Source organism: Streptomyces sp. IMTB 2501 (assembly GCF_001953885.1).
In the GTDB taxonomy this organism is placed as follows: Bacteria; Actinomycetota; Actinomycetes; order Streptomycetales; family Streptomycetaceae; genus Streptomyces.
This window is the reverse complement of sequence record NZ_MQUS01000004.1, coordinates 81,212-103,942: the sequence shown is the minus strand read 5'-3', so window position 1 is coordinate 103,942 and position 22,731 is coordinate 81,212. Positions and strand designations below refer to the sequence as shown.

Sequence of the window (22,731 nt, the reverse complement as noted above, 5' to 3'; positions counted from 1 at the left end):
GAGCGGAGTCACGACCATGGGAGGGGGGAAGGTGAAGGTGCCGGGTGGCGGCGATCTGCACCACAAGGCGCTGTCCGTCGCGGTGGAGGCGGTGCTGGCCAGTCTGGACGCGCATGCGTCCGGGCGTGCCGACGACGGCGCGTCCGGCGCCACCGCCCGGTCCGAGCCGGCCACCTGCCCGGAGCCGGAGCCCGGCAGCGCCCTGGACACCCTCTGCTCCTGTTTCGGCCTGAGCCCCTTCGAGCGCGACGTCCTCGTCCTGGCCGCCGCCGCCGAGCTGGACTCCACCACCGCGAGCCGCTGCGCCGCGGCCTGCGGTGACCCGGCGCGGCCGTACCCGACCTTCTCGCTCGCCCTGGCCTGCCTGGACGACGCGCACTGGAGCGCGCTCGCCCCGGTCGGCCCGCTGCGCCGCTGGCGGTTGCTCGAACTCGACGACCGCGAAGGGACGGTGGCGCTCACCGCCTCGCGCATCCGGGTCGACGAGCGGATCCTGCACTTCCTGGTCGGCGTCGACTATCTGGACGTCCGCCTGCACGGGCTGCTCAACCGGATCGCCCCGCAGGCGGAGGCCCTGCCGGCCGCCCACGAGCGCACCGTGCGTGAGGTGTCCGAAAGCTGGGCCGCGGCCGAGCTGGACGCACTGCCGCATGTCGAGCTGGTCGGGGCCGACCGGCAGACACGCTGGGAGATCGCCGCCGCCGCGGCCCGCGAGTCCGGGCTCACCCTGTACACGGTTTCCGCCGAGGACCTGCCGACCGATCCGGGCGAGCGCGACCGACTCGCCCGACTGTGGCAGCGGGAGGCGGTGCTGCTGCCCGCGGCCCTGCTGGTGGAGCTGAACGACGGTTCGTCGGTTTCGCTGGGTGAGGCGCCGTCCGGGCTTTCCGCCCGGGACACCTCGGCCGCCGTCGACGCCCTGACCGGCGGGCTCGCCGTGCCGGTGGTCCTCTCCGCCGACGACCCGCGTCCGGCGACCGCTCGCGCCCGCGCCGCGCGGGTGACCGTTCCGGCGCTCAGCGCGGAGGAGCAACTGGACGTCTGGACAGGCGCGTTGGGCGATCTTCCGGAGGTCACCGAGTTGGGACTGCGCGGACTGGTCGCCCAGTTCTCGCTGCCCGCGCACGTCATCCGCTCGGCGGCGACCTCGGTCCGGCGTACGTCGGGCTCCGGCGACGGGGGCGGCGACGCGACCCAACTGGCGTGGCGGGCCGGTCTGGTGGAGGCCCGCATGGCCCTGGACGAACTCGGCCGCCGGGTCGAACCGCGGGCCGGCTGGGACGACCTGGTCGTCGCCGAGCGCCAGCGAGCGACACTCCGCGAGATCGTCGCCCATGTGCGGCGCCGGGCCACCGTCCACCAGGAGTGGGGCTTCGAGAGCGTGCTGCGCCGCGGACTCGGCGTCACCGCGCTCTTCGCGGGCGGTTCCGGCACCGGCAAGACCCTGGCCGCCGAGGTCATGGCGGGGGAGCTGGGCGTCGACCTCTTCGTCATCGATCTCTCGCAGGTGGTCAGCAAGTACATCGGCGAGACGGAGAAGAACCTCCGCCGGGTCTTCGACGCGGCCGAGCGCGGCGGCGCCCTGCTGCTCTTCGACGAGGCCGACTCGCTCTTCGGCAAGCGCAGCGAGGTCAAGGACAGCCACGACCGGTACGCCAACCTGGAGGTCAGCTACCTCCTGATGCGCATGGAGGCCTACCGCGGACTGGCCGTCCTCACCACCAACATGAAGAAGGCCCTGGACAACGCCTTCATGCGGCGGATCCGCTTCGTCGTCGACTTCCCCTTCCCGTCCGTGCCGGAGCGCGCCGAGATCTGGCGCCGTGTCATCCCGGACCGGACGCCGACACAGGGGCTCGACCCCGAACGTCTCGCTCAACTCACCGTCGCCGGTGGCTCGATCCGCAACATCGCGCTGGCCGGTGCCTTCCTCGCCGCCGAGGAGGGCAGCCCGGTGCGCATGCAGCACATGCTCGCCGCGGCGCGCACCGAATACCTCAAACTCGAACGCTCCCTGACGCCTTCGGAGGTGGACGGGTGGGTCTGAACGACGTGCACGGCGGGACCGACGTGACCGCGGAAAGACGGCGGGTGCCCATGGGCACCGAGCCGACCGCCATCCGCATCGACATCGGTGAACTCGCCTTCGAGGGCCTCGACCTGAGCCCGCGCGACGCCGACCGTGTCCGCGAGTCGTTCCACGGCGAGCTGGACCGGCTGGTCCGCGAGCAGGGAGTCCCGGCCGCCCTGCTCGCCGACGACGGCCGCGCATTCGACTTCCTCTCCGGGCTGCCCGAGCTGCCCGCCACGGGCAACCCGCGCCGCCTGGGCGAGGCCCTCGCCCGCGCGGTCCACGCCGGCCTGTCCGGTGCCGGTGCCGCTGACCGCCGCGGGGGGCGCCGATGAGTAGCACGTACGCGCCCGCGCAGGGCCGGCAGAGCAGCGGCGGCGGCAACAAGCAGAAGGCCAGGAAGCCGCAGCGTGCCGCCCGTACGCCCGAGCCCAAGGAGATCATCAGCGGGGCCGGACACCCCCTCGATCCGGGCATCCGCAGGGAGTTGGAGGCGCGACTCGGCCACGACTTCAGCCGTGTCCGCGTGCACACCGACGAGGACTCGGCCGCGCTGGCAGACCTGGTCGGGGCCGACGCGGTCACCGTCGGCCAGGAGATCTTCTTCCGCAAGGGCGCCTTCCGCCCCGGCACCGAGGACGGCCGCCGGCTGCTCTCGCACGAGCTGCTGCACACGGTCCAGGCCCCCGACCAGCCGGGCCGGCTGCGCGCAGGCCGTGACTTCGGCGGCGTCAGCCTGCCCACCGACGCGGTCGAGCAGCAGGCCGAGCAGGGCGCGCGCGGCGCGGAAGCGGGGCAGCCCGAGGTCACACGGGACGGCTCCGCCAACCCCGGCTGGCTCCGCTACGCCCGCGTCGACGCCGACCGGCTGCGCAGCGAGCGCCTGGACCCGGCCACCCTGGTCGACCGGTTGACCGCCGGCATCCTCCGCTCCCTGCGCGGCGACCCCACCGACTCCTCCGGGCGTGTGCGCAAACAACTGGTCCGATTCGCACCGGAGTTGGAGCAGGCGGTGCTCGCCAAGCTCGAACTCCGGCTGCCCTCCTCCGACTACCAGCGCGTCCTCGCCCTCGCCGAGCAGACCTCGCATCTGCCCCAGGGCATGGACACCCCGCTCACCCCCGTCCCGGTCACGGACACGGTCGACCGGACCGAGGCCGAGCACGACCAGGACGACGTGCGGGAACGCGACCACCGCGAGACCGAGCAGGAGCACCGCGACGACGCGGCCGAGGGCCGTCGACGCGAGCGCCAGCGCCCGGACGGTTCCGCCCGAGAACGAGGGGATGGGCGGGACCGGCAGCGGCCCGAGCACGAGCAGCGGCACGAGGAAGAACACCCGCAGCAGCGCGACCACCGGGAGGAGCTGAAGAAGCGCAGCCCCTCCGAGCGGCGTAAGCACGGGACGCGGAACTCTCAGGAGCAGGACGGGACTTCGTCGTCGTCCGGCGCCGACGGTGACGCCTCCGCGGCCACGTCCGCTGCCCCCTCCGCGTCCTCGGAGTCCTCGGCACCCGAGGGGGCCTCCGCCGACCAGTCCGCATCCGCCCGGTCCGGCGCCGCGACCTCGGACCAGGCGCAGGCAGCCCAGCCCGGTCAGGACCAGACCCAGGGCCAAACCGCCGCCCAGCAGCAGGCCGACGCCAAGGACGCCCAGGACAAGGACCGCAAGGACCAGCAAGCCCGGCAGGACCAGCAGGAGAAGAAGGACCAGCAGGCCCAGCAGCAGAAGACCGACCAGAACAAGGACCCCAAGGACAAGCCCGCCGCCGCGAAGGCCGAGGGCTCCCCGGAGCATGAGCGCAAGTCCGCGGCCCAGCAGCCTGTCGCCGGCAGCAAGGCGCACAATCCGGACCACCTGCCCACCCCGCAGCCCGGCCCCGTCCGCCCGGAGGAGGTCGACAGGACTGCCGAGGAGCGTGACGGCTCCCTCGTCCGCCACGGCGTCCTCGAGGACGACGAGGAACACGGCGAACCCGCCGAGCAGGAGCACCCCGAGGGCCTGGAGCCGGGCGCCGACAGCGACGTCGACGGTCCCCACGGCGGAGAAAAGCCCGGTGCCACCGGCGAAGCGGAGACCGCGCTCAAGCCGGAGGACTTCATGCCCTCCACCGACCTCGACGTCTCCTCCGTCCCGACGGCCGACCAGATACGCCTGCCCGCCGACGGATCCGCCCCGGCCCCCGCCGAGGCCCCCAGCTTCCCGGCCCCGCCCCCGACCAAGGCGGAGAAGGTGCAGACGGCGCGTGAGAGCGAGCGCGAGGACGACGAGCCCGCCGAGCCGCCCACCGCGGCGGCCCCACCCGCTCCGGGCCGCCGTACTCCGCAAACGGCCCCGCAACCTGGCCCCGTCGCCGAGAACGAGGCCGGGGACCGCACCGAGCGCGACCTCCAGACCGAGAAGCCGGTCGAGCAGGAGGTCGGCCCGGACCCCGAGCACGCCCGACCGGCCGACGACGCCTCCCCGGCCGCGAAGCCGGAGGCCGAGCCAAAATCCGGGCCGAGCCAGCAAGTTGATGATTCATCAGCGCGCCGTCCGCAGACCGAAGACGGCGCCGCTCCCACCCCCGCCCAGCAGGAGAGCGCGGCCGAGCACAACGAGCGCCAGGAGGCCGAGCACGCCCCGGCACCCGCGACGCCGACCTCCGCCCGCGCCTCCGCACGGCCCGCCGAGGCGCTGCACCCGCACCAACCGGCGGGCGCCCCACATGGACCGGGCCCCGCCGCGGGACCGGCCCCGGGCCGCGCACTCGCCTCCGCCGGCCCTGCAGCCGGTGCCGCGGGCCCGGTCGGCGCGCCCGAGCCGGTGGGTGCGGTCGCGGGACCGGGTGCGGCGCCCGGCGCCGCCGTTCCTGCCCGCGCCGCCGCGCAGTCCCCCGCCCTCGGCCCCGCCGACCAGCAGTCCGACGCCCCCGGCGCCCTCGGAGCGCCCGGCGCCCAGCCGGCCCCCGGCGCCTCGCTCGAACCGGGCGGCGGCGCCTGCGCGGGTTCCCCGCAGCCCAGCACCGATGCCGACAAGCCCGAAGGCAGCGGCGGCGGTTGCGGAGGCGGAGGTGGCGGCGCGGCCCAGGAGCAGAAGAGCCCCGCTCCGCCCAACGTCTCCAACCAGGACCCGCAAGCCGCCCTGGGTACCGCCGCCGCCGTGCCTGCCGACCAGACGGTCACCGTCCTCGACGGTGCCGACGGCGCCGTCGACCACTCCGTCGGCCAGCAGCAGGCCCAGCTCAAGGCCGCTCCGCCGACCGCGCAGCGACCCTCCGGCGCGCCGCAGACCCTGCAGGGCAAGCCCCCGGAGGAGGCCGCGGCTCCACAGGTGTCGGGGCAGCTGGAGCGAGTGGCTCCGCCCGGGCAGGGGCAGCAGCAGAAGGCCGACGGCCAGCAGGTCCAGGGCCAGAACCCGGCCCAGCAGGTCCAGACCCCGAACGTCCCGGACACCAACACGGGGAACGCCGACGCGCACGACGTCCAGAACATGCAGGACGCGGTCAACGACGTCCCCTCGACCGACCCCGGGCTGAACGTCACCGTCGGCCCGGCCCCCCAGGTACAGCTGACCGGCGACGCCGACCCGAAGCTGACGGACCAGCAGTCCGGCAAGTACAACGACAAGACGTCCGCGATCCAGGACACCGGCCGCCAGGACGCGGCCAAGCCGCTGGGCGAGGACCACATCTACCCGGACGTCCCCAACGAGACACTCAAGGGCAACGTGTCCGGCGGCGTGGGCGGCCAGGGCGGCGGCCAGGGCAAGAGCGGCGAACCGCTGAAGCCCGGCGAGGCCACCGTCGTCCAGCAGCAGCGCGGCCCGCAGATCAAGCAGGCCATCGGCCAGGGTCAGGGCCAGGTGGGCAGCGCCCAGGCCAAGAACAAGCAGCAGCAGGCCGAGGCGCGCAAGAAGAACCAGTCGGACATCGACAAGGAGACGGCGGACAACGCCGCGAAGCAGACCGGCAAGCGCGGTGAGGTAGGCGTCCAGGCCACGCAGGCGCGCGATCAGTGGCGCTCCGAGCAGGACAAGAAGGTCGCCGACTCCGACAAGCAGGCCGATCAGTCGCACACGGAGAACAACCAGAAGATCCTCGCCAAGCGCGACGACAGCAACAAGCAGGTCAAGGACCGGCAGAGCGACGACAACAAGAAGATCCAGGACAACCGTCAGCAGGCGCAGCAGAAGGCCCAGGACGAGAAGGACAAGAAGAAGGACGAGTCCTCGGGCTGGTTCGGCTGGATCACGTCCAAGATCAAGGACGCCTTCAACGCCCTGCTGTCCGCGGTGACCAAGATCTTCGACTTCTTCCGCAAGCTGGTCAACGACATCATCGACGGCTTCAAGAAGTTCGCGGACTCGGTCATCGACACCTGCCGCAAGCTTGCCGTAGATCTGATCAAGGCCGTCGCCGATACGCTGATCAAGATCTGCGACGTCCTGCTCGCCGCGTTCCCGGCCCTGCGCGACAAGTTCCGCAAGGCCATCGAAGCCCTGCGTGACGCGGCGATCGCGGCGGTCAACGCCCTCGCCGACGCGCTCAAGGCGGCGGTCAACAAGCTCCTCGACGCGCTGGGGGCCGCGCTCAACGCACTGCTGAAGCTGGCCGAGGCCACCCTCAAGGCCATCATCAACCAGGTGCGCGCGGCGGTCGAAGCCGCGATCAACTTCGTCAAGGCCGCCATCGCCGCGCTCGGTCAGCTCGCGGCGCTGATCGCGGACATCGCCCCCGACCCGGGCGGCTGGCTGAAGAAGATGGGCGCCGCCGCGATGGACGGCATCCAGCATCACCTCTGGGGTGCGATCAAGACGGCGGTGAAGGCCTGGTTCGACCAGAAGGTCGAATCCGTCGTCGGCCTGACGTCCACCCTCCTGAACATCCTCATCAAGGGCTGCATCTCCCTCAAGAAGATCGGGCAGATGGCCTGGAAGGCGATCATCTCCGCCCTCCCGATGATGCTCGCGCAGATCATCATCGAGAAGGTCATCTCGATGATCGTGCCCGCCGCCGGGGCGATCCTGACGATCATTCAGGGCCTCATGGCCGCCTGGGGCACCGTCAGCAAAATCATCGCCGCCTTCGGCAAGTTCTTCGCCTTCCTGAAGGCGGTGAAGGCCGGCCCGGCCGCCTGCCTCTTCGCGGAGGCGGTCGCCGCGGGGGTCGTCGCCCTCCTGGAATTCGTCTCCCAATACCTCCTCTCCAAGCTCAAGGGCGCCGGAAAGGCGGTGGGCACCAAGCTCAAGGCCCTCGCCCAGAAGATCATGAAGGCCCTGGCAAAGGCAGGCAAGGGTGCGAAGAAGGCCGTAGGCAACGCCGTCAACCGCGCCCGCTCGGGGCTGCGCAACGCGATGTCCTCAATCCGCGAGCGCTTCCCGTCGCGCCGCCGCCCGGCCGAGTCGACCTTCGGCGAGCACCCTCATGAGCGCCCGGGCGAACCCCATGTGACGTCACGTCACCCTGAGGAAGAGCTTCCGAAGACTCACCGCCCCGAGGAGACGAGCCCGCGGTCGCATCGCCCCGAGGAGCACCCCACCGAGGCCAAGCACCCGAGCGAGCACGAGGACCCCAGGTCCACGAAGCCGCACGAGCAGGAGCCCAAGCCGTCCAAGCCTCATGAGCCCGGGAAGCCGAAGGAGCCGTCCCGCCCCCGCCGCCCGGTCTCCCGCGTGGGCCGTGTCCTCAGCCGTGCCAAGGGCGCCGTCAAGAGCGCCCTGGCGAAGGCCCGCAACGCGGCTCGTGCCCTGGGCCGCAAACTCAGGAACAGCAAGCTCGGCCGCGCCATCCGAAACGGCGCGCACAAGGTGTACGACGCCTACAAGCGCAAGCGCGACCAGCTGCGCAACTGGTGGAACAAGCGCAAGGAGCAGCGCAAGCAAAGCCGCGAGGACCGCCACAAGAAGGAGAACTCGCCGGAGGCGAAGCAGCAGCGTCTTGAGCGGATTGTCGCTCGCATAAAGCCGCGCTTGACCTCGCTGCTCAAGAGGGGTTCGCGTGGTCTGGTGTTCCGTGGCGTCCTGGCTGCCATGAGGCTCTGGTACCGGCTGACGGAGCTCAACCGAAGTGGCGGTCGGGAGTTCTCCGTCGAAGCGGTACTCAATCCGCGTCTGCCAGCAGTCGAAAACGGTCGACAGCTGATGGAGCAGGATATTGAGAAGCGTGTTATGCAGTACATCCAGCAGGCACTTGAATCCTCCAGGCTGGGGAGCCATAACGGCCTCCTCAACGTCTATTCCGAGATGAAGGGGGACAAGGACTTCAAAGGCCTGGCGAAGGGGGATTCCAAGTCCTACACGGCGGGAGAAAAGGGCTCGGAGCTGAATCTCACCCGCACACGAGGTCCGAAGTCCGATCCGTCCGGCGAGATCAATGTGGTGCCGGGTGCAAATGAGCCGGAGAGTCCAGGTGACATAGCCTCATACGCCAAGATGGCCGGTGCTGTGGAAAACGGCGACTGGGGACCGGAACTCGGACGACAGGGTCTGCAGACGGTCAACAATGTCCATGATCTCGACAAGTTCCCGCGGGGTCGCCAGCTGCCGGCCCAAGTAGCCGTGGTCAGGTCCCTGGCGGAATCCCTGCGCGTTGAACTCATGCTCATGGTCGGCCCTGCCGAACTAAGGCTTGTGGAGCTGGGAGCCAGATCGCCGTCCCAGGCGCTGCGCAAGGGGCCTCTCACAGCATCCGGTGCACTTCGTATTACCGCGCCGATTCGCGGTTATATCCAACGTATGGCGACCCGGCTCAGGGAGCTGGACGACCTGGCCCGAAGGCTGGTCAAGGGGAATGTCGAAAGCCCCGAAGAGCGGTTCGCCAAGGTTCACGACAGTATCCAGAAGGTCCAGCAGGGCGCGGACAAGGGGCCGACTGCGGCTTACAAGGACATAGCCTGGCAGAAGCGGCGGCCGAAGAAGGTGGACGGCGAATGGGATGTGAAGAAGTCGGATATCACATCTGCTGAAGTCGAAGCCCAAAGGCAGCGGATTGGGACTCCCTTCGGTGAGGTGGCCAAGATGCGGGACACTATTGTCGCCCTCCTGGTTGCCGAAGGCGTTGTCACGACAGAGGACGCCAAGGAGCGGAACGTCGAAGCTTTGGTCGAAGGTGTGGACAGACTTCTCGGTGACCGTGAGTGGTTGCTCAAGGTGTATGGTGTGAGCGGCGGATCGCGGAATGCTGGGGAAGGCTGATATGGCGAGGGATTCCGGAAACTACAGGACTCGGCGCATGATTCTCAAAGATTGGGCCACGGAAGAGCGTGTAATGCAACTCGCCGCAGGGCTGGATCTTGAGGTCGTCAAGGACTCCTCGCCGGATGTCGAGCTTGGCATTGTGCGCCATGTGACCTGGCGCGTGGTGGAGGGGCTGATCCTTGAGTATGCCGTTGACAGCAGGTCCAGGACCTCCTTCCTGGCGGTCGGTGGCAGCCCTGCGGAGGGGGTTCGCGAGATCGAGCGTTCGATTGAGAAGAACCTTGAGCCATGGACCCTTCGGGAGCTTCTCTCCGCTGTGGACCGAGTTTCAGGTGTCGGCGACTTGACCCAGGCGCTCCTCAGGGCGGGTGTCGGGTCTCCGCATGATTTCGACAGGCGGTTCTTCAAGCGCATCAAGGCGGCATTCGGTCACCCGGATTCGCGCGTCCGCTACGCAGGGCTTTGGGCTACTGCATATTCGCGATGGAGCGAGTTTCGTGACCTGATCGCGGAGATGGCGGAATCGGATGACGTGGATGATTTGCGTCGGGATGCGCGGGTTATCCTTCATTACTATGCAGAAGGGCGGGAGGGGTAGATGGCTGGCTATGCCGACATACCCAAGCCCATCCGCTCGGGCTTGGTCATCATCGACCCCCAACGCGGAACCCCCAAGGAGATCATCGTTCTCCAGTTCAACCCGGACAGTCTCGAGCGCAGTATCGCGCCGCAGGCCGCCGGTGCTGACAACTCGTCCGGGGATCGGACGGAGGCGCTGCGGCTCAAGGGGCCGGCGGTCGAGACGTGGAAGTTGACCGCGGAGATCGACGCGACCGATCAGTTGGATGTCGCGGCGCCGAACGGGATCCATCCTCAGCTCGCCGTGCTGGAGATGCTGGTGAGCCCGTCGAGCGCCAGCCTGCGGCAGTTGGAGGCGTTGGCGGCCGCCGGGACGCTGGAGATCACTCCCGTCGAGGCACCCCTCACCCTGTTCACATGGGGCAACAAGCGCGTCGTACCGGTCAGACTCACGGAGTTCTCGATCACCGAGGAGGCGTTCGACGTCGACCTCAATCCGATCCGGGCTCAAGTGGTCATCACCCTGAGGGTTCTGACGGTCAGTGATCTGCCGGTGACCAACCGGGGGTACGAGCTCTACCTCGCGTACCTGGCGCAGAAGGAGCGGCTGGCGGGTCCCGCCGCGACCGGGCGGCTCAGCGCGCTGGGGCTCAGCGGAAGCGGACTGGGAGGGGTCTGATCAACCATGGCGTCACTGGAGAACCCGCTGGACGCGGTCGCGCTCACACAGGCGACCACCGCCTACCCGCGATCGAGCCGCTACTACGGGCTGGGCACCGCCCGTTTCACGGAAGCGGACGGTCACGAAATCACCTATCTGCGCCGCCGCCTCCTCCCCAACCCGGACGGCATGGCGGACCTGACCACCCACACCGTCAGCACCGGCGACCGCCCCGACCTCCTCGCCGCCCGCTACCTGGGCAACGCCGAGCAGTGGTGGCAGATCGCGGACGCCAACCCCGTTCTGGACCCACGGGAGCTGACCGGCGAGCCGGGCAGGCAGATCCGCATCACCCTCCCCAGCGGCGTGCCCGGAGGGGCGAATGGCTGAAAACGGGCCGATCACGACCGGGCCGATCCATCTCACGCTGATGATGGGCCCGCAGCTCGCCGTGCCCGTCGCGCAGGAGGTCGCGGATTCGCTCCTCTCCGTGCAGGTGACGGTGGCGTCGGGGCAGCGCAGTGGCTTCCAGCTGGCGTTCGATCTGGCAAAGGGCAGCCTGATCAGCAACAGCCTGCTGCCCGGCGGGTACTTCGACCCCAAGACGCGTGTGATCATCACGGTCACCGTGCAGGGCACCCCCACCGTGCTGATGGACGGCGTGATCATCCGTCAGGAGGTCGGGATCAGCAACAAGCCCGGCCAGTCCACGCTCACCGTCACCGGGGAGGACCTGACCGTCCTGATGGACCTGGACGAGCGCGCCGCCGTCCCGTACCCCGCGATGTCCCCGGCCGCGCGCGTGCAGGCGATCATCGCCCAGTACGCGCAGTACGGAATCAGGCCGCTGGTCATACCGGAACTGATTCCGCAGACGCCGATGCCGACCCAGCGTGTGGATTTCCAGAAGGGGACGGACCTCGCCTACATCAACCAGCTGGCGCAGGCGAACGGTTACGCCTTCTACCTCGACCCGGGGCCCGTCCCCGGCCAGAGCCGCGCCTACTGGGGTCCCGAGGTCCGCCTCGGCGAGCCGCAGCACGCGCTGAACGTCAACATGGACGGCCTGTCCACCGTCGACCAGCTGACCTTCGCCTTCGACGGCACCGCGCGGGAGCAGCCGGAGGCGCGCATCCAGCTGCCGGCCACCCGCGTCTCGTCCATCCTGCCCGTTCCAGAGGTGAGCATCCTGCGGCCGCAGTTGGCGCAGCGCCCGGCGCCCGCGCTGAAGAAGACGGTCATCGGGGACACCGCGAAGAAAGACAGCGGACAAGGCATCGCCGAGGCCCTCGCCAAGGCCGCGGAGTCCGCCGACGCCGTCACCGGCTCCGGTCAGTTGGACGTCGTCCGGTACGGATATCTGCTCCGCGCCCGTGAGCTGGTCGGCGTCCGCGGCGCCGGGATCACCTACGACGGCCGCTACTACGTCAAGTCCGTGACCCACAACCTCCAACGGGGCTCGTACACGCAGAACTTCACCCTTGCTCGCGAGGGGCTGATCGCGCTCGAGCCGACGGTCGTCCCCTAGGAGACAGAGAATGGCTGCTGAACCCACCCGCTACCTCGGCAAGTACCGGGGCACCGTGGTGAGCAACGCCGACCCCATGGGGGTGGGCCGACTGCAGGTCCAGGTCCCGGACGTGCTCGGTGACGTGACCTCGACCTGGGCCATGCCGTGCTTCCCGCTGGCCGGCCCCGGGATGGGGCAGTTCCATCTGCCGCCGGCGGACTCGGGCGTGTGGGTGGAGTTCGAGCAGGGTGACCCCAGCTACCCGATCTGGACGGGCTGTTGGTACGGAGCCGCGCACGAGGTGCCCGAGGACGCGGTAACCGCCACCAACAACCCGAACGTCGTACTCCAGACGCCCGGCCGGCGCCAGATCGTCCTCTCCGACGAGCCCGGCGGCAAAGGCATCACCCTCAAGCACCCCTCGGGCGCTTCGATCGTCATCGACGACACAGGGGTGCACATCAGTAACGGCCAGGGCGCGGTGATCTCCCTTGTGGGGCCGACCGTGACCATCAACAACGACGCGCTCAGCGTCACCTGAATTCCGACGGGGGAAGGCCAAGTTCACGTGTCCGGAAATCTTGTCACCATCAGTGCCACGGTGATGTGCCCGCACGGCGGTCAGGCGAACGTCCTGCCCGCCCAGTCCCGGGTGCTCGTCGACGGCAGCCCGGCCGCCACCGAGGCCGACGTCTACACGGTGACCGGCTGCACCTTCACCGCCGGCGGAAATCCCCACCCCTGCACGACGATCCGCTGGACGGGGCCGTCCGCACGCATCCGCATCAGCGGTTCGCCCGCTCTGCTGCAGGACTCAACAGGGCTCTCCCACACCGCCGATGGCGCGACCCAGGGCCCACCGAACGTCACCGTCGTGCAGCAGCGGGTGGTGGGACGATGAGCCCGCGCACCCGCCGCACCGCGGCAGCGGGCGCAGCCGCCGCGGCCGTAGCCCCCGCCGAGCGTGTCATCCAGCTGCCCGCGCCACAGCCGTACCCGCCGCGCACGGACATCGCCTTCCCCTTCCGTGTCGACAACCGCGGCCGCACCGCGCACACCGACTACGACGGTCACGTCCGGGACATGATCGAGCAACTGCTCTTCACCAGTCCGGGGGAGCGGGTGATGCGCCCCGACTTCGGCTGCGGGCTGCTCGACCTCGTCTTCGCGCCCAACAGCCCGGAGCTGGCCTCCGCGCTCCAGCTTTCCGTGCAGGCCGCTCTGCAGCGCTGGCTCGGTGATGTGATCGAGGTCGACGCGCTCGACGTGGTCAGCGAGGAGAACGTGGTGCGGGTGCACCTGGCCTATACCGTCCGGCGCACCGGGACGCGCCGGACCGATGTGTTCGAGGGGAGCGGGGGAACAGCGTGAGCAGCGCAGACTGCCGAACCGACCAGCGCCGCGGCGCCGTCCGCGCCGCGCACCTGCACGGCGTGGACGAGGTGGATACGAGCGACGACGGCCGTACGCTCACGGTCACCTTTCTCGGCAAGGCACCCAATCACCTGACGCATCATCACATTCGTATCGATGGCGGCCGTCGCATCAGGGACATCCACGCACTGGCGGTCGAGATCGTCCGTGAGGACGATCCCGAGCTCGACGACCGGTTGTACGTGACCCTGGACAAGGCGGGCGACACCTCGCCCTACCGCCTCCGCGTCGTCGAGGCCGACGCCTTCGGCCGCCCGGGAACGCAGCCGCGCCGAGGCTTCGACGTCCGTTACGCCGCCGCCGAGTTCACCTTCACCCAGGGCGGGCCCAGCCCGTACGACTGCGGGGAGGACGAGGAGGACTGCGCCCCGCGGTACGACCGCCACCCCGTCATCGACTACACCGCGCGCGACTACGACAGCCTGCGACGCCTGATCCTGGACCGGATGAGCCTGACCGCCCCCGGCTGGGTCGAGCGTCATGCGCCGGACGTCGGCACGGCGCTGGTCGAGCTGCTCGCCTACACCGGAGACCAGCTCTCCTACCACCAGGACGCGGTGGCCACCGAGGCGTACCTCGCCACGGCCCGCCGTCGCGTCTCGGTCCGCCGCCACGTCCGCCTGATCGACTACGCGATGCATGACGGCTGCAACGCCCGCACGTTCGTAGCGCTCAGGACGGACCGCCAAATCACCCTGCCCAAGGGTGAGTTCCGCTTCGCCGCCATCGACCTGTCGCGCCTGGGCCCGCAGGAGCGTCCCGACTTCGGCACCGTCATCGCCGACGAGGACCTGGACGCCCTTGCCGACCTGCCCGTCGGCCTGGAGATCTTCGAGCCGCTGAACCCCTCCGCCGACCTCGGCCTTCGCCCCGAGCACAACGAGATCCGCTTCTGGACCTGGGGCGAGGAGGAGTGCGTCCTTCCCAAGGGCGCCACGTCGGCGACGCTCAGCGACACCCCGAAGCGCGGGCTGAAGCTCAAGCCCGGCGATCTGCTCGTCCTGGAGGAAGTCCTCGGCCCCCGCACCGGCACGCCCGCGGGTGCCGACCCGACACACCGTCAGGTGGTCCGGCTCACCTCCGTCACGCCCGGCGAGGACGAGCTCTACGAGCAGCCGACCCTGGAAGTCACATGGGGTCAGGACGACGCCCTGACCTTCCCGTTGTGCCTGTCCGCGCGCGGCGGGCTCGACTGCGCGCTGATCACGGACGTCAGCGTCGCCCGCGGCAACGTCGTCCTCGTCGACCACGGCCGTTCGCTGACCTTCTGCGGTGGCGCCCCCGAGCGCTTCGCGGTCCCGCCCGCGGCCGCCGAGCTCAAGCCCTGCGGCCCCACCGCCTTCGGCTGCTCCGACGGGCGCACGCAGGGCAGCCCCGCCGCCGAGGCGGTGCACGCCCTCCTCGACCAGACCCGCTCCGGACGGCCACTGACGCCGGATCAGATCCGTGATCTGGAACCGCTCCTCGGCGCGGAGGCCGTTGCCCGGGCAGGCATATCCGTCGTCCTCGCACCCGGCACCACGGTCGAGGAACGCGTCCAGCCCTCCACCGCCGAAGCCCAGGCCACAGCCCTGGAGACACTGCTCGCCCAGGCGACCTACCCGGCGATCGCCCCACGCTTCCGCCCGGTCCTCCGCTACGCCCCCGTCACCCAGGCCACCCCCTACCCCGACCCCGCTCGCATCGCCGCAGGCCAGGCCACCCGCCTCGCGACCATACCCACCCGCCTGCGCGAGCGGATCGAGGAGCTGTGGCGCCGCGCCGAGGAGGGCGAGCCGCCCACCGAGGCCGAGATCGACGAGCTGACCGTGGTCTTCGGTGCCCGCACGATCCAGCGCCTGCGCATCGGCGAACACCCCGGCCGGGCGCTGCGCGAGCTCTACGACCGCCGCACCCGCCTGCTCGCCGGCAAGCTCCGCCGCCTGGAAGTGCTCACCGCCCGCGCCCACGCCGGCACGGTGCTCAACCGCTACGTCGCCTGGGAGATCGCCCAGAGCTGGGGCGAGCGCTACGCCGCCGAACTGGACCCGAGCGATCCGGTTCTCGCCGGACCGGCCGCCGACGGCCTGCGCCAGAACCCGCGCTCCGCTCTGCCCGCCATCCGCGCCCAGGCCGGTGACGGAGTGTGGACTGCCCGCCGCGATCTGCTCGCCGACGGCCCGCGCGACCACCATGTGGTCGGCGAGGTCGAGGACGACGGCCGCCTGGCCCTCCGCTTCGGCGACGGCAAGCACGGCGCCCCGCCCCCGCCCGGCGCCACACTGGAGGTCGCCTACCGAGTCGGCAACGGCGCATCGGGCAACGTCGGCGCCGAGGCGGTCAACCACCTTGTCGTCTGCCGCGGCAGCGACGAGAGCGGCCGCGGCGCACGCTCCCGCCGAGCCGCCTTCGAGGCGGTCACGGCGGTCCGCAACCCGCTCCCCGCCGTCGGCGGCACCGAGCCCGAGGCGGTCGACGAGGTCCGCCGGCTCGCTCCGCTCGCCCCGCACCGCGAGCTCAAGCGCGCCATCACCCCCGGCGACTACGCGGCCCTGGCCGCGCAGCTCCCGGGCGTGCGCCGGGCCGCCGCCGAGCTGCGCTGGACCGGCAGCGGCCAGGAGATGCACATCGCCGTCGAGGCGGTGGAGCGCCCGAGGGCCGCCGTGGCGGGAGGACCCGCCGGAGCCGTCGACTTCCCCGAGCCGGGCGAGGCACTGCTGCAGGCCGTCGAGCACAACCTGCTGCCCTACCGCCGCATCGGTCATGAGCTGGTGGTGCGACCCGCGCTCCAGGTCCCGATCGACCTCGCGCTGTCGGTCTGCGTCGACCCAGTCCACCAACTCGGCCATGTGATGGCCGAGTTGCGCCGGGTGCTGGGCAACCGCCGCCTGCCCGACGGCAGGCTCGGCTTCTTCCACCCGGACGCGCTGACCTTCGGTGAGCCGGTCCGGGTCAGTCGCCTGGTCGCCGCCGCGGCGGCGGTGCCCGGTGTGCTCAGCGCCAAGGTGACCCGGCTGCGGCGCCTCTTCCGCAGCGACCAGGGCGAGTTGGCGGCCGGGATCCTCCCGGTCGGCGCGCTTGAGGTCGCCTCCTGCGACAACGACCCCGCCCGGCCCGAGAACGGCCGGCTCACCATCGAGATCGGAGGCGGCCGATGAGCGCCAACCGGTGCAGCTGCGGCTGCGGTGGCCCCGGCGCCCAACCGGCGACGCCGGTCGAGGTGTTCAACCCGCCAGGACTGGACACGGTCCGCTACCGGGTGGGGGAGTACGGGCGCTTCGTCTCCGCGATGCTGGACCGGCTCTCCGCCCCGGCCTACCCCGCCCTGCGCAACCTCACGGTGCGCACCCCGGACGATCCGGCGATCGCGCTGGTCGACGCCGCCGCCGTGGTCGGCGATCTGCTCACCTTCTACTCGGAGCGGATCGCCAACGAGGGCTATCTGCGCACCGCCACCGAGGAGGGCTCGCTCGCCCTGCTCGGCGGTCTGGTCGGCCACAAGCCCCGTCCGGGCGTCGCCGCCGAGACCTATCTGGCGTACACCGTCGACCGCGATCCGCGCAGCGGCCGGGAGACCACAGTGGTCGTACCGTGCGGCACGCGCTCGCAGAGCGTCCCGGACCAGGGCGAGGACCCGCAGTCCTTCGAGACGGCGGAGGACCTCACCGCCCGCTGGGCCTGGAACGAGCTCAAGGTGCTCCAGCGCCGCCCCTACCAGTTGTCGGTGAGTCAACTGGCCAAGCGCAGGCAACTGTTCGCCGCAGGCACGACCAACAACATCAAGCAGGGCGACCAGCTGCTCTTCATCTTCAGCGCCGACCGCGCCGCCGACCGCAGCCAGCGCGTACTGCTCACGGTCCCCGGCGTGAGCGTCGACCGGGAGAGCGGCACCACGGCCATCGGCCTGCCCCAGGCCTCGCTGCCCTCGCTCCAGGGGATCAAGGCCGAGCTCACCCGATGGATCACTCCCGGCGGGGAGCACAACCCCAGCCCCTGGCCCGAACACAGCCGCATCGTCAGCGACTTCGACGACCAGGTGCTGACCCCGCTCCGCAGCGAGCTGGACACCCTCGACACCCCGCCGAAGCTCGCCGACCGGCTCACCCAGACCCTTGCCCGACTGCGTGAGGCCAAGGCGTACGGGCAGGACTACCGGGACGTCTCCGACTGGTTCGAGGCCCTGGACGCCGAACTGACCCGGCTGCGCGTGCAGGCCCTCGGCCTCCAGCCGCCGCAGCCGCCCGCCGCCGGGACGGGGACGCACACCGCCGTCGCGGCGGCGGCCGTGCCTGACCTGACGTCAACTTCTCCGGCGTCCGGCAGTGAGCCGGGGGACTGCCCCGGCGAAGCGAACGACCCTGCCCTCTCCGGCCTCGGCCCGCTGCTCTCCGCCCTGCGCACCCCGCCGGCCAGCCTCCCCTCGGACGCCCGCTCCCTTCCCCGCGATCCCGAGCGCAGCTACGCTCCGGGCTCCGACCTCGGCGCCCAGTTGCTCACCGCGCTCGACCCCCGGCTGAGCGGCGACCTCTACTCCGCCTGGGGCAACGCCGACCTCGGCGCACCCCTCGCGCTGCTCGACGCCCAGGCCATGCGGGTCACCGGGACGCCCTTCGGCGCCACCGCCCCGCTCAAGCCGGTCTACGACGTCACCGGCCGCGTCGTCCGCTACACCGACTGGCCGCTCACCGGTTCCAAGCTCACCAGCATGCGCATCGACTACGACACGGACGGTGCCACGCCCCGCCGCGCCGAGTTCAGCTACGTCGAGGCCGGCGGCTCGGTGAGCATCAACTTCACACTCCCCGGCGACGACGGCACGCACGACTTCGGCCCCGGCCGGATCGAACTCTCCACCTCCGGCAACGAGTCGGCGCTGCGCCGGGCCTTCGAGGCCGGTCAGGAGCAGGGTGTCACCGCACGCCTGCTGGCCCACCTCCCGGAGCGCGACCTCTTCGTCTCCCGCCCCGGCGACGACGGCCGTATCCATGTCGGGATCACCGCGACCGGCACCGCCGACGAGGGTGACGGCGACGGCCCCAACCCGCCGCTGCCCGAGCCGCTCGACTTCCACCTCGCCCCCGGAGAGCAGCAGACCGGCACCCAGGGCGCGTACCAGATCACGGTGAAGCGTTCCACCGATGACGGCCCGGCCTCCGTCGAGGTCGCCCTCGCCGCCCGACTCGGCCTGACCGCACGCAATGTGCTCGCGCTCGACGCGGTCTACGAGGGCATCGCCCCCGGCAGCTGGGTCGCCGTCGACCGCCCCCGCAAGGGTGTCACCGGCGGCGTCCCCGGCGATCCCAAGCTCTCCCGGGTCATCACCCGGGTGAGCGGCGTCCGCGTGCTCTCCCGTGCCGACTTCGGCATCACCGGCAAGGTCACCGAGCTGACCCTTGAGGACCCCTGGCTGGACGACAAGGACACCCTGCTCTCGCACATCCGCGACACCAGCGTCTACGCCCGCGGCGAGAGCTTCCAGCTGGCCGACGAGCCGCTCACCGACGACGTCGGCGGCGACCTGGTCGACCTCGCCCAGCTCTACGGCGGCCTCGCCCCCGGCCGGTGGATCGTCGTCTCCGGCGAGCGCACCGACATCCCCGGCACCCCGGGCGTACACGGCAGCGAGCTGGCCATGATCTCCCAGGCGCTCCAGGCCGTGGATCCGGCCCTGCCCGGCGACACGGTCCGCACCACCCTCATGCTCACCGCCCCGCTCGCCCACCGCTACAAGCGCTCCACGGTGAAGGTCTACGGCAACGTGGTCCGCGCCACCCAGGGTGCCACCCGCGACGAGCCGATCGGCAGCGGCGACGCGAGCAAGGCCGGCCAGAGCTTCGTCCTCTGGCAGGCCCCGCTCACCTGGCTGGCCTCCGACACCCCGGAGGGCGCGGCCAGCACCCTCCGCATCCGTGTCGACGGAGTCCTCTGGCACGAGGTGGACACCCTGGCCGCAGCGGGCCCGCGCGACCGCGTCTACACCACGAGCACCACCGGGGACGGCCGGATCCGGGTCACGTTCGGCGACGGCATCCACGGCTCCCGCCTGCCGGGCGGCCACGAGAACGTGCGGGCCACCTACCGGACCGGCATCGGCAAGTCCGCCAACGTCGTCGCGGAGAAGATCACCCAGCTGACCACACGCCCGCTCGGCGTGACCGGGGTGACCAACCCGCTCCCGGCCACCGGCGGAGCCGACCCCGAGGGCGCGGCGGGTGCCACCGACACCCGCGCCCTCACCCGCGGCTTCACACCGCGGCGCCGCCAGGTCCCGCTGGCCGTCTCGGCCCTGGACCGCCTGGTCTCCGTCCCCGACTACGCGGACTTCACCCGTGCCCGGGCCGGTATCGGCCGCGCCAAGGCCGACCAGCTCTACGACGGCCGACGCCAGTTGGTGCATGTCACGGTCGCAGGCGTGGACGACATCCCGATCGCGCCCGACTCCGGCCTGCTGACCGCCCTCCGCGCCTCGCTCGCCGAGTACGGCGACCTCCGGCTGCCGGTGGAGGTGGCGGTCCGGGAGAAGGTCCTGCTGCTCTTCGCAGCCCAGGTGACGGTCGGTCAGGACGAGGACTGGGAGCAGGTGGAGCCCCGTCTGCGCACGGCCCTCCTCGCCCGCTTCAGCTTCGACGCCCGCGAACTCGCCCAGCCCGCCTACCTCTCCGAGGTGCTGGCCACCGCCCACTCCGTCCCGGGCGTCGACCACATCGAGGTCACCGCCTTCACCGGGGTCCCGGGCGACCTCACCCCGCAGGGACTTGAGCGGCTCGGCGACCGACTGGCCGTCCCCCAGGACGTGGTGGTGGCTCAGCCCGCCCGCCACCGGGTCGAACGCCACCGGGTCACCGGCCCGGCGCCGGAGACCCTGACCGACATCGCGGCCCAGTACGGCATCTCCCTCGTCGAACTGCTCCGCCTCAACCCCGACCTCACCGGAACCCAGCCCCTGCTGCCGGGCAGCAGCGTGGTCGTCTTCCGCGGGATCCGCCCGGCGCAGCTCGCCGTGCTCTCCCCGGACCTGCCGGACACCCTGATCCTCAAGGAGGCCTCCGCATGAGCCGGGACCCCGACGGCCTGCTCGACCTGCTCCCGGACTGGTACCGCATCCGCGACGCCCAGTCCGGCGAGCCGCTGCGGGCACTGCTCGCGGTCATCTCCGAGCAGGTCGACCTGATCCGCACCACCGTCGAGCAGCAGTACGACGACTGGTTCGTGGAGACCGCCGCCGACTGGGTCCTGCCCTACCTGGGTGACCTCGTCGGCTACCAGGTGCTCCCCGGCTACCAGGACACGTTGAGCACCGACCCCGGCCTTGCCACCCGCCTCGCCCCGCGCCGCGACGTGGCGGACACGGTCGCCAGCCGCCGCCGCAAGGGCACGCTGGCCGTGCTGGAGGAGATCTGCGCGGCCACCGCCGACTGGCCGGCCCGCGCCGTGGAGTTCTCCCGGCTCCTGGCCACCACTCAGCCGGTGCGCCTCTTCCGGGCCGACGAGACGTCGGCCGACCACCGCCGCCTGCGCCGTGGCCGCCTAGCCGACCTCCGCGACGGCGCCGGCCTCGACCTGCTCGGCAGCCCCTTCGACACCTCGGCCCACACCGCCGACGTACGCCGCGCCGCCGCCACCCGCCGTCAAGGCGGGCTCACCCCGGCCGGCGTGGGCCTCTTCGTCTGGCGCCTCAAGCCGTACGCGATCTCCCGCGGCCCGGCCTACTGCCTCGACCGGGCCCGCAACCACTACACATTCTCCATCCTCGGCAACGACACCCCGCTCGTCACCCGCCCCGAGCCGGAGCCCTCGGCGACGCACATCGCCACCATCGACAACGTCCCGGGCCATATAACCCGCCGCCAACTCAACGACCGGCTCAGCGACTTCTACGGACCGGGCAAGAGCTTCGCCATCTGGCGCGACGACGAGTTCACCCCCATCCCGCTCTCCGACATCGTGGTGGCCGACCTCTCCGGCTGGCACTACCGGCCCAAGTACGGCCAGGTCGCCGTCGACCCCGAGCTCGGGCGGATCGCCTTCGGCGCCCGCTCGGCGCCCACGCGCGGCGTCTGGGCCAGCTATCACTACGCGTTCTCCGACGACATCGGCGGCGGCCAGTACCCGCGCGACCGGGTCGATCCGCCCGAGGCCACCGTCTACCGGGTCGGCCCCGGCCGCCGCTTCGAGCGGATCACCGACGCCTACGAGCAGTGGCGCACCGACAAGTCCGCGGGCACGGCCGGCCCCGAGGCGATCATCCAGATCACCCACGGTGGCGCCTACCAGGAACAGCTGGACTTCGCCCTGGACCCCGAGGACCGTCTCGAACTGCGCGCCGCCGAGGGCACCCGCCCGGTGATCCGCCTGCTCGACTGGTACAGCAACCGCCCGGACGCCCTCAACGTCCGTGGCGCCGGGGGCACTTCACCCGACGCCCGGGGCGGCCGCCTGGTCCTGGACGGCCTCCTCATCACCGGCCGCGGCGTCAATGTCACCGGTCACCTGGGCGAGTTGGTCATCCGGCACTGCACCCTGGTCCCCGGCTGGTCCCTCACCGACCACTGCGCACCGCACTCGCCCGAGGAACCCAGCCTGGTCCTCGACCGCACCACGGCCTGCGTCCAGATCGAGCGGTCGATCCTCGGCACCGTCCAGGTCGTCGGCGACGAGGTCGACGACGACCCGCTGGCGATCCACATCGCGGACAGCATCCTGGATGCCACCGCCTCCGACCTGGAGGCGCTCTCCGCCCCCGACTGCCGCCACGCCCACGCCGTCCTGCACGCCTACCGCACCACTGTGATCGGCGAGGTGCACACGCACGCCGTCGAGACCGCCGAGGACTGCGTCTTCACCGGCCGGATGAACGTCGCCCGCCGCTCGGTCGGCTGCCTCCGCTTCAGCTACGTGCCGCCCGGCTCGCGCACCCCGCGCCGCTACGGCTGCCAGCCGGACCTGGTCCGCGAGGCCGTCCAGGAGCTCGTCGAGAGCGGCCGCCTGGCCCGCGCGGACGCCCCCGCGCTGGCCGCCGCCGAGACCGACCGGGTCCGCCCGCGCTTCACCAGCCTCCGCTACGGGACCCCGGCCTACGCCCAACTCGCCCACGGCTGCGCCCCGGAGATCGCCCGAGGCGCAGCCGATCGCTCCGAGCAGGGCGCCTTCCACGACCTCTTCCAGCCGCAGCGCACGGACAACCTCCGCGCCCGCCTGGCAGAGTTCGCCCCGGCCGGCACCGACGCGGGCGTCTTCTTCGTGACCTGACGCCCGACCAGCCCAAGACGCAGACGCAGAACACCCATCGGCGCAACAGCACACGAAAGTTGAGGGGGACC

The 22,731-nt window shown here is 71.3% G+C and carries 13 protein-coding genes; all 13 read left to right on the top strand.

Annotation, left to right across the window (positions count from 1 at the left end):
* The first annotated feature begins 16 nt into the window (after positions 1-16).
* Positions 17-2,047, top strand: a complete 2,031-nt coding sequence (locus tag AV521_RS08905) for an ATP-binding protein (RefSeq protein ID WP_076086019.1) — start codon at positions 17-19, stop codon at positions 2,045-2,047.
* Positions 2,038-2,406, top strand: a complete 369-nt coding sequence (locus AV521_RS08900) for a hypothetical protein (protein WP_079249187.1) — start codon at positions 2,038-2,040, stop codon at positions 2,404-2,406. The genes AV521_RS08905 and AV521_RS08900 overlap by 10 nt, the downstream gene beginning before the upstream one ends.
* Positions 2,403-9,245, top strand: coding sequence for a DUF4157 domain-containing protein (locus AV521_RS08895; protein ID WP_076086016.1), 6,843 nt, complete (start codon positions 2,403-2,405; stop codon positions 9,243-9,245). Before AV521_RS08900 ends, AV521_RS08895 begins: the two co-directional genes overlap by 4 nt.
* Positions 9,246-9,282: 37 nt before the next feature.
* A complete protein-coding gene (locus AV521_RS08890) occupies positions 9,283-9,846 on the top strand; it encodes a hypothetical protein (RefSeq protein ID WP_143658589.1) in 564 nt (187 codons plus the stop codon).
* Positions 9,847-10,506, top strand: a complete 660-nt coding sequence (locus AV521_RS08885) for a hypothetical protein (protein ID WP_076086010.1) — start codon at positions 9,847-9,849, stop codon at positions 10,504-10,506.
* A gap of 6 nt (positions 10,507-10,512) precedes the next feature.
* Positions 10,513-10,878, top strand: coding sequence for a hypothetical protein (locus AV521_RS08880; protein ID WP_076086008.1), 366 nt, complete (start codon positions 10,513-10,515; stop codon positions 10,876-10,878).
* On the top strand, positions 10,871-12,016 hold the full coding sequence (locus tag AV521_RS08875) for a hypothetical protein (RefSeq protein WP_076086006.1): 1,146 nt from the start codon (positions 10,871-10,873) through the stop codon (positions 12,014-12,016). Before AV521_RS08880 ends, AV521_RS08875 begins: the two co-directional genes overlap by 8 nt.
* Before the next feature lie 10 nt (positions 12,017-12,026).
* On the top strand, positions 12,027-12,539 hold the full coding sequence (locus AV521_RS08870) for a phage baseplate assembly protein V (protein ID WP_023552719.1): 513 nt from the start codon (positions 12,027-12,029) through the stop codon (positions 12,537-12,539).
* Between the two features lie 27 nt (positions 12,540-12,566).
* A complete protein-coding gene (locus AV521_RS08865) occupies positions 12,567-12,899 on the top strand; it encodes a hypothetical protein (RefSeq protein ID WP_076086004.1) in 333 nt (110 codons plus the stop codon).
* A gap of 74 nt (positions 12,900-12,973) precedes the next feature.
* Positions 12,974-13,369, top strand: coding sequence for a GPW/gp25 family protein (locus tag AV521_RS08860; protein ID WP_076086692.1), 396 nt, complete (start codon positions 12,974-12,976; stop codon positions 13,367-13,369).
* On the top strand, positions 13,366-16,569 hold the full coding sequence (locus AV521_RS08855; RefSeq protein WP_076086002.1) for a putative baseplate assembly protein: 3,204 nt from the start codon (positions 13,366-13,368) through the stop codon (positions 16,567-16,569). Before AV521_RS08860 ends, AV521_RS08855 begins: the two co-directional genes overlap by 4 nt.
* Complete coding sequence (locus AV521_RS08850) at positions 16,566-20,465, top strand: putative baseplate assembly protein (protein ID WP_076086000.1); 3,900 nt, start codon at positions 16,566-16,568, stop codon at positions 20,463-20,465. Before AV521_RS08855 ends, AV521_RS08850 begins: the two co-directional genes overlap by 4 nt.
* Positions 20,462-22,660, top strand: coding sequence for a hypothetical protein (locus AV521_RS08845; protein ID WP_076085998.1), 2,199 nt, complete (start codon positions 20,462-20,464; stop codon positions 22,658-22,660). Before AV521_RS08850 ends, AV521_RS08845 begins: the two co-directional genes overlap by 4 nt.
* The last annotated feature ends 71 nt before the right edge of the window (positions 22,661-22,731 follow it).